The following is a 9,268-nucleotide window of genomic DNA, read 5'->3' as shown; positions in this document are numbered from 1 at the left end:
GCCTCGGCCTCGCGGGCCAGGCGCTCGCGCTCCGCCAAGGCCTCCTTCTCCTGCTCCGAGAGCGGGAGCTCGCGGTCGAGACGGTGCCGGACAGCGGTGGTCACGGCCTGCGCCGGCTGGCCGGCGTCGACGATCAGGTAGCGGGCCGGGTCGGCGGCGGCCAGGGCCAGGAAGGCCGAACGGACCCGCTGGTGGAAGGCCTCCGGCTCGGACTCCATCCGGTCCGGCGCCTCCGAGAAGCGCTCGCGCGCCGCCGACGGCGCGACGTCCAGCACCACCGTCAGGTCCGGCACCAGCCCGCCGGTGGCCCACCGGTTGAGCCGTGCCACGTCCGAGGCGGCCAGGTCGCGCCCGGCGCCCTGGTAGGCGATGGACGAGTCCATGTACCTGTCGGTGATGACGACGGCGCCGCGCTCGAGCGCGGGCAGGATCACCGAGTCGACGTGCTCGGCCCGGTCGGCCGCGAAGATCAGCGCCTCGGCGCGGTGCGAGATGCCGGTGTTGGCGACGTCCAGCAGCATCGCGCGCAGCCGCTGGCCGATCGCGCTGCCGCCCGGTTCGCGGGTCAGCACCACCTCGTGGCCCTTGCTGCGGATCCACTCCGCCAGGGCCTGCGCCTGCGTGGACTTGCCGGCGCCGTCACCGCCCTCCAGGGCGATGAAGAAGCCCGTCCCCGCCCGGTAGGCGGGGGGCTCGGAGCCGGCGGTCAGGGCATCCCAGACGTCGCGCGGCAGCGGCGCGACGCCCTTGCGGTCATCGGCGCGCAGCAGCACCACGACACCGGCGATCACCAGCAGCAGACCGGCCAGCGCGACCGCCAGGCCCGCGCCGCCGTGGTCGAAGGTCAGCGTGGTGCCGCCGAACTGCTCGGGCCCGAAGGCCGCGCCGATCAGCGGGGAGGCGACGAGCGCCAGGGCGACGGCGACGCGCAGCATCGCGTGCAGGTGCTCGTCCACCTTCTGCTGACGGGCCTCCTCGGTCTCCTGCCGCAGCAGGTCGCGCGCGGCGCGGAAGGCGACGCCGCCCGCGATCCCGGCGAGGGAGAAGAGGACCAGCGCCAGCACGTAGTCGCGGACCAGGCCGCCCAGCACCAGGCCGAGCCCGGAGACGACCATGGCCAGCGGCAGCAGCCGGCGCCGGCTCAGCGGCGGCAGCACACTGCGGCTCACCCGCAGCCCCAGCAGCAGGCCCGCGGTCAGCGCGAAGACCAGCAGCGCGTAGCCGGTCTCACCGGCCAGCAGGTCCTGGGCGTGGACGTAGGCGACGGCGGCGGCGGCCGCGACCGCGGCGGCGGTCGAGCAGGCGGCGAAGGAGAAGGTGAGCGAGGAGCCGGTGCGTCCGCGTGCCACCAGGCCCGGCGCGACGTCCGCCGGAGCCCGCAGGTTGGTCAGTGGCGAACGCGGCTCGAACAGCCGCCCGCCCTCGGCCGCGGCGTCCGGCAGCCCCTGCCGGAAGTGCAGCACCCCGGCGAGGGCGAACAGCGCGGCCGCACCGAAACCGGCGAGGGCCAGCGGATGCGCGGACAACCACGACACGCCCTGCCCGACGCCCTGGTTCAGCAGCATCAGCAGGACGAAGCCGAGCGCGGCGAGCGGGAGGGAGACGAACCCCGTCCACAGGTCGATGTGACGCAGCACCGGCCGCTGGTCCACGGGCGGGTGCCCCGGCGTGGCACTCGGCAGCAGGGACTCGGCGAAGGACTCGCGGGTGACGGTGACCACCCGCTCGAGCGCGGCGGTCACGAAGACGGTGACCAACAGCCAGATCCACGCGTGGACACCGGTCCAGCCGACCCAGAACAGCGCGCACCCCAACAGCACCGCGCGCAGCGCCTCCGCGCCGACGAGCAGCTGCCGCCGGTCCAGACGGCGCGTCAACTGCGCGAGCGGGGCCAGCAGTACGGCCCCGAAGAGCAGTACGCCTAGCAGCCGCGCACCGAGGGCCGCGGCGAGCGCGAAGAGCGCTGCGGAGTATCCGCCGCCGAGCGCCTGCGCCCCGACGACGGCGCGGACCGTCAGTGCGAGCAGCGTCAGCAACGCGAGGCGGTCTCCCAACGTCCCCACCGCCTGGGCACGCCAGGCGCGGCCGTAGGCACGGCCACGCAGCAGCGCGCGGGCACGATCGGTCGGACTGACGCCGACGAACGTTCCGCTGCTGTGATCCTCTGGGCGGGGGCTCTCCGGGGCCTCGCTGGTGGGCTCCTGCGACTCGGCGCTCATACGGCCAGCCTAACCGGAGCCCCCGACACCCCGTCCGCCTGTTGGCAGACGGTTACCTTCCGGTTCCGGTTTCGGTGCAGGAGACCGGTCTTCCGGGGACCTCAGGAGCGCGCCCGCGCCCCCGAGGTCATCCGGTCACCAGGTCACCCCGACCTCGCTACGCGCTCGCGGTCTTCTTCGCCGCGGCCTTCTTCGCGGGGGCCTTCTTGGCCGCCGTCGTCTTCGCCGCCGTCGTCTTCTTCGCGGCGGTCTTCTTCGCCGGGGCCTTCTTCGCCGTCTTCTTGGCGGGCCCCTTGGCGCGCTTCTCCGCGAGCAGCTCGAAGCCCCGCTCCGGCGTGATCTCCTCCACGGAGTCGTCCCGCCGCAGCGTCGCGTTGGTCTCGCCGTCGGTGACGTAGGGGCCGAAGCGCCCGTCCTTCACCACGACCGGCTTCTCGCTGACCGGGTCCACGCCCAGTTCCTTCAGCGGAGGCTTCGCCGCCGCGCGACCGCGCACCTTGGGCTGGGCGTAGATCGCGAGTGCCTCCTCCAGGGTGACCGTGAACATCTGCTCCTCGGTCTCCAGGGAGCGCGAGTCCGTGCCCTTCTTCAGGTACGGCCCGTAGCGGCCGTTCTGCGCGGTGATCTCGACGCCCTCGGCGTCGGTGCCGACGACCCGCGGCAGGCCGAAGATCTTGAGCGCGTCCTCCAGCGTCACCGTGTCCAGCGTCATGGACTTCAGCAGCGAGCCGGTGCGCGGCTTGACCGCGTTCTTGCCGGTCTTCGGCGTGCCCTCGGGCAGGATCTCGGTGAAGTACGCGCCGTAGCGGCCGTCCTTCGCCACGATCTGGTGGCCGGTCTCCGGGTCGTTGCCCAGCATCCGCTCGCCGCTCGGCTGCGCCAGCAGCTCCTCGGCCAGCTCGACCGTCAGCTCCTCCGGCGCCAGGTCGTCCGGCACGTCCTTGCGCTGCTCGCCGCGCTCCACGTAGGGCCCGTAGCGGCCGACGCGCAGCGTGATGCCGGAGTCGCCCAGCGGGAACGAGCTGATCTCGCGGGCGTCGATCGCGCCGAGGTCGGTGACCAGCTCCTTGAGGCCGCCGAGGTGGTCGCCGTCCCCGTTGCCGGCGTCGGCCGCGGACACCGCCGCGCCCTCGATGCCGCCCTCGCCGAAGTAGAAGCGGCGCAGCCACGGCACCGACTCGGCCTCGCCCCGCGCGATGGCGTCGAGGTCGTCCTCCATCTTGGCGGTGAAGTCGTAGTCGACCAGGCGGCCGAAGTGCTCCTCCAGCAGCCGGACCGCGGCCAGCGCGACGAAGGACGGGACGAGCGCCGTGCCCTTCTTGAAGACGTAGCCGCGCCGGATGATCGTGTCGATGATCGCCGCGTACGTGGACGGGCGGCCGATCTCGCGATCCTCCAGCTCCTTGACCAGCGAGGCCTCGGTATAGCGCGCCGGGGGCTTGGTCGCGTGGCCGTCGGGGGTGATCTCGTCGGCGGTGACGCCGTCGCCCTCGGCCATCGGGGGCAGCCGGCGCTCGCGGTCGTCGAGCTCGGCGTCCGGGTCGTCGCGGCCCTCGACGTAGGCCTTGAGGAAGCCGTGGAAGGTGATGATCTTGCCAGAGGCGGAGAACTCGACGTCCCGGCCGTCGGCGGCCAGGCCCGCGACCTTGACCGAGACGGACTGGCCGACGGCGTCCTTCATCTGGGAGGCGACGGTCCTCATCCAGATCAGCTCGTACAGCTTGTACTCGTCGCCGCTCAGCCGGGTCTCGGCCGGGGTGCGGAAGCGGTCGCCGGAGGGGCGGATCGCCTCGTGCGCCTCCTGGGCGTTCTTGACCTTGCCCTGGTAGGTGCGCGGCGCGTCCGGCAGGTACTCGCGACCGTAGAGCTGCTCGACCTGCGCGCGGGCGGCGTTCACGGCCGTGTCCGACAGCGTGGTCGAGTCGGTACGCATGTAGGTGATGAAGCCGTTCTCGTACAGCTTCTGCGCCACGTCCATGGTGCGCTTCGCGCCGAAGCCGAGCTTGCGGCTGGCCTCCTGCTGGAGCGTGGTGGTGCGGAACGGCGCGTACGGGGAGCGCCGGTACGGCTTGGACTCGACACTGCGGACCCGGAAGTCGGTCGCGGCCAGCGCGGCGGCCAGGCCCCTCGCGGCCTCCTCGTCCAGGTGCAGCACCTGTCCGGCGGACGCTCCGGCGGCGCCGGACGCCCCCTTGAGCTGCCCGAGGGAGTCGAAGTCGCGGCCGGTGGCGACGCGGCGGCCGTCGACGGCGCTCAGCCGGGCGCCGAAGGTGCCGGGCTCGCCGGCGGCCGCGGCGCGGCCCGCGTCGGCGGTGGCGAAGACCGCGGTCAGATCCCAGTAGGAGGCGGAGCGGAACGCCATGCGCTCACGCTCACGCTCGACGACGAGGCGGGTCGCGACGGACTGGACGCGGCCGGCCGAGAGCCTCGGCATGACCTTCTTCCAGAGCACCGGGGAGACCTCGTAGCCGTAGAGGCGGTCGAGGATGCGGCGCGTCTCCTGCGCGTCGACCAGGCGCTTGTTCAGCTCGCGCGGGTTGCGCACGGCCTCCTGGATCGCGTCCTTGGTGATCTCGTGGAAGACCATCCGGTGCACCGGCACCTTGGGACGCAGCACTTCCTGCAGGTGCCAGGCGATGGCCTCGCCCTCGCGGTCCTCATCGGTGGCGAGGAAGAGTTCGTCGGCTTCCTTCAGCAGCGACTTGAGCTTGGAGACCTGAGCCTTCTTGTCCGGATTGACCACGTAGATCGGCTCGAAATCGTGGTCCACGTCGATGCCCAGGCGCCGGACGTCGCCGGTGTAGCCCTCGGGGACCTCGGCGGCCGTGCCGGGAAGGTCACGAATATGCCCGACACTCGCCTCGACCACGTATCCAGGGCCCAGGTAACCCTTGATCGTCTTCGCCTTGGCCGGCGACTCGACGATGACGAGTCGACGTCCGTCGCGTGCGGTCTCGCTGGTCGGGGACACCTTCGCTCTTCTCTCCCGGTCGATGAGGGGGTGGCCGCCGCGGCTCGCGGCGACACGGTCCTGAATGCGGAGTGTGACCGCACCCCGGTGCCCCTTGTCAAACGGACGGATCCCGACTTGTCAGTGCCGGAAGCCCTCCGCTGCCACTCGAACGGTAACCCGAGCGAGCCGGTTCCCGCTGTTCGGGCGGGGTCGTACGGTATGTCGTACGTGGTCACACGAATGCGCCGTGAGGCCTGCGAACAGGCCGGTCGGCGGTTCGGGGACGCCCGGCGGGGCGCGGACCCGCCGAACAGGCCCGAACCGGACAGCCGGATCATAGGACCGGCCGTCGGAATTCCGGTGCAGAATCCAGCCCGTTCGGCGTGTCTCTGCCCATCCGGACGCACGGACATGCACCCGTCTGATAAGACCGTCGGCGGTCGGCCTCGGGACCGGCCTCGGCCTCGGCCTCGACCCCGGGACCGCGAGGGAGAGCGCGACCAGGGGCGACCAAAGCGGCGCAGGGCTCAGAACGCAGCTGCGAGCAGCGTCACACCGCAGACCGCGAAGGCCAGGCCGAGCAGGAGCCAGAACAGGTCGCTGCGACCTTGCGGCACGCCTTCGAGTGCGACCCGGGTCGGCTGCTGCGGGTCGTAGCGCACCGGCACCAGCGTACCGACGGGGAGTGCCGCGGAGCGGCGGATCGAGGTCCAGCCGCGCGGGCGGGTGACGACCTGGCCGTGGCCCTCGACCTCGAAGCTGAGCAGCGGCGCGTTGTCGGCGTGGTCGACATCGGGGGCGTCCGGGGCCGGGGCCGCGTCGGAGGCCGGGGCCACGCCGGGGGCCGGGGCCACGCCGGGGGTACGGCTCTCGGCGGGGGCCGAGACGGAGGGCGTCCCTCCGGCCGCGACGCCGACAGGCTGACTGACCGACTCGAGCTCCGCGGGGGCGACCACGCGGGCCATCCCGCTGACGCCGACCCGCCGCAGCGCGCGTCGCAGGCGCACCTCGACGGCGCACCACCAGATGACCGCGCCTCCGAACAGGGAGAACCACGCCCCTGTGAACAGACTCAGTGGTGTCCCCACGCTCGCACACCCCCGCCAATGCCCTCTGGTCTGATGGTCGATCATGTGATCGGTCGCACAAGCAGGCTGTCAGCGCGGCGGCAACACAAGGCCTACGCACAGCGAAAGCAAGGCAAACCCCCGATGAACGGGCCGTTCGTCGGGGGTCCCTGGAAACTGGTCGGAGAGGCGATCAGGCGGGCAGCAGGAAGCCCTGCTCCACCAGCAACCGGATCTGCTCGGGTGCGCGGTCGCGCAGCACCACCGGGTCCTCCTCGAGCAACCGTGCGATCGCGTCCAGGATGTCACCGGCGCGCAGCGAACCCTCGCAGGCCCCGGCGAAGCCCGCGCCCACGGTGTCCACCTTCGTCGCCCGTCGCATGCCTCGGTTCTGACGCAGGATCACGTGCTCCGGGTCCTCCTCGCCCGGGGCTCCGACCTGCTCCTGGACGACCTCCTCGGCCAGCTGGTAGCGGGAGTCCAGCAGGCCCGCGTCGTCGTGGGCGCGCAGGAAGTCCTGGCGGGCGAACCACTGCTCGATGACGGGCCCGAGCGGCTGCTCGACCGGGTGCGGCCACTCCTCCGCCAGCACGACGGGTTCCGCGCCCTCGGGCGCGCGTCGCAGGGTGATCCAGCCGAAGCCGACACCCTCGACTTTCGCCGCCTCGAAGGCGTCGAGCCACTCCCCGTACCGCCGCTCGTACTCCTCGCGCGCGCCGCGGTGGTCCCCGCCGTCGCGCAGCCAGAGCTCGGCATAGGTGGTCGGGTCCTGCACGTCGCGCTGCACGATCCAGGCGTCGCAGCCGGTGCCGGCCACCCACGAGGCCACCCGGTCGCGCCAGTCCTCCCCGCGCACGTGCTGCCAGTTGGCCAGCAGCTGGCAGTAGCCGCCCGGTTCGAGGTGCTCGCCGGCCTGCGCGACCAGGCTGCGGCAGAGGTCGTCCCCGGCCATGCCACCGTCGCGATAGGTGAAGCGGCCGCCCGGGGAGATCACGAACGGCGGGTTGGAGACGATGAGGTCGAAGCGCCCGGCGTCCCCGTCCGCGGGATCCGCCGCGACCGGTTCGAACAGGCTTCCCTCACGCGCCTCGACCCGCTCGCCAAGGCCGGACAGTTCGGCGGAGAGACGGGCGAAGTGCAGCGCCCGCGGGTTGACGTCGGTGGCCACGACATGGGCCGCGTGGCGGGCGGCGTGCAGCGCCTGGATGCCGGAGCCCGTGCCCACGTCGAGTACGCGCCGCACCCGGCGACGGACGGTGATGTTGGCCAGCGTCGTCGACGCCCCGCCGACCCCGAGCACCAGCTCGCTCCGCGGAACACCCTGGTCCGTCGCCGCACCGGACCCGATGCCGCCCGCTCCGCCGACCGCGCAGCCGAGATCGGAGACGATCCACGCGTCCGCCGTCTCCGACTCGCCCGCGATGTCGTTGGCGTAAGGCCGTACGTCGACGGTCGCCCGCACGCCGCCCTCGGCGGTACGCGTCAGCCACCCGTCCGCGACCGCCTCCTCGACCGGCAGGGCCAACGCGGCCTGCGGGTACGACACCTCCCGCTGCAGCAGGAACAGCCGCACCAGCGTCGGCAGTGCCCCCGGCCCGGCGGTGGCCCGCAGCGCGGGCACGCTCTCGCTGCGCGCCAGCGCGGCGTAGGCCGCCCCGCCCAGCAGCTCCAGACAGCCGTCGGCGGTGTACCCGGCGCTGACGAACGCGTCCCGTAGCCGCCCGATCCGCTCCCGGTCCACCACCGGCAGGGAGGCGGCGGTCGTGCCGCCCGCGCCTGCGGAGCGGGCTGCGGGGGTGGCGGCGGACTCCGCAGGGGTCCGGTCGGCTGGCATCTGGGGCGAGGAACTGGTCGTCACACCAGCCATTCTCCCCGACACCCCGTCCCGACCCGGCACTTCCGCCCAGCGCGCCGGAGCGCGAGGACACGGCCGCGCCGAGCCGTTCCGGCGGGGTGGCGAGGTGGCACGCGGGTTGCCGGGGCGGCGGCGTGCCGAGGCGGCACCTGCCGCGCTTCGGCGCGGCGGGCGTCACCGCTCCGCGCGTCGGGGCAGCCCACGTTGGCGCAGCGGGCTTCACGGCTCCGCGCGTCGGGGCGCCGTGCCCTGCTGGCCGCGGCTCAGGAGGAGGCCGAGGCCTTCGGGGAGCTGGTGCCGCTCGGCTTCGCGGAGCCGTGGGCCGAGGCGGACGGCGAGGCGGAGGGCGCCGAGGAGGGCGAGCCCCCCGACGACGCGGAGCCGGAGGCGTCCGGGGACGCCGCGGAGGTGTCCGAACCCCCGTCCGTCGGGCTGCCGCTGGGGGCCGCGCAGCCGGGCTGGCGGCTGAGGGCCGCGCCGAGGTCGCCCGACTGGAGCGTCTGCAGCGCCGCCGACGACTGCGTGGAGAGCTGGCCTATCTGGTCCGAGATCCCGCGCAGGCCCGCCGCGAAGCGCGCCTGGTCGTTGACGGGCAGCGACTTCACCGTCTGTTGGACCTTGGTGTATCCGCCGGCGGCCTGGTTCAGCTCGCTGACCGCGTCGGCCTGCGTCTGCGCGCCGTCCTTGGTCGCGGGCGCGCCCGCAGCCTGGACCGCCTGCGCTATCTGCTGGTTTCCGGTGGCCAGCCGACCCATGTCGTCCGCGAGACGCTTCTGCAGATCGGCGGGGCTCTCGCCCTGGATGATCCGACCGGTGTCCGCCTTCGCGTCCGCCACCGTGCGGATGGGCGCGGCGATGCCGCCGCAGACACCCTTGGCCCAGGAGTCCAGCTGGCCCGTGCCGTCGCTGCCCCCGCAGGCGGCCGTACCGAGCGCCACGACGGCGGCGACCGAGGCCGCGACCGCGACCCGCCGCCCAGCCGTGCGGCCTCCCGCGCGTCCAGCCGTACCCGCACGTCCGGACGACGACGTCACCCGGTCCGTGACCGACTCCGCCCCCACCATCGGCTCCTGTACCGACGCCGGCACCAGCTCAGACCTGCTCACCGGGTCCCCTTCCCACGCTCTGACCCAGCTTGGGAACCTACACTGTCGCCCTTTTCCGGCGCAGGTCC

At 73.3% G+C, this 9,268-nt stretch carries 5 protein-coding genes; all 5 read right to left on the bottom strand.

Annotation, left to right across the window (positions count from 1 at the left end):
- Positions 1–2,219: dTMP kinase (gene tmk / locus TR48_RS30680; protein WP_042373483.1), on the bottom strand; the 2,219-nt coding region annotated here is incomplete at its 3' end.
- Positions 2,220–2,376: 157 nt separating this feature from the next.
- Positions 2,377–5,190, bottom strand: a complete 2,814-nt coding sequence (gene topA, locus TR48_RS30675; protein ID WP_042373481.1) for a type I DNA topoisomerase — start codon at positions 5,188–5,190, stop codon at positions 2,377–2,379.
- A gap of 509 nt (positions 5,191–5,699) precedes the next feature.
- Entirely contained in the window at positions 5,700–6,260 is a 561-nt protein-coding gene (locus TR48_RS30670) for a DUF3592 domain-containing protein (protein ID WP_042373479.1), read from the bottom strand.
- A 172-nt stretch (positions 6,261–6,432) separates the two neighbouring features.
- Positions 6,433–8,073: a DUF7059 domain-containing protein gene (locus TR48_RS30665; protein WP_084729897.1), complete on the bottom strand. Its 1,641-nt coding sequence runs from the start codon at positions 8,071–8,073 to the stop codon at positions 6,433–6,435.
- Positions 8,074–8,357: 284 nt separating this feature from the next.
- Positions 8,358–9,200: a hypothetical protein gene (locus TR48_RS30660; RefSeq protein ID WP_152628280.1), complete on the bottom strand. Its 843-nt coding sequence runs from the start codon at positions 9,198–9,200 to the stop codon at positions 8,358–8,360.
- Positions 9,201–9,268: the final 68 nt, after the last annotated feature.

Source organism: Streptacidiphilus neutrinimicus (assembly GCF_000787815.1).
Lineage (GTDB): Bacteria > Actinomycetota > Actinomycetes > Streptomycetales > Streptomycetaceae > Streptacidiphilus > Streptacidiphilus neutrinimicus.
This window is presented reverse-complemented; position numbering and strand designations above follow the sequence as displayed.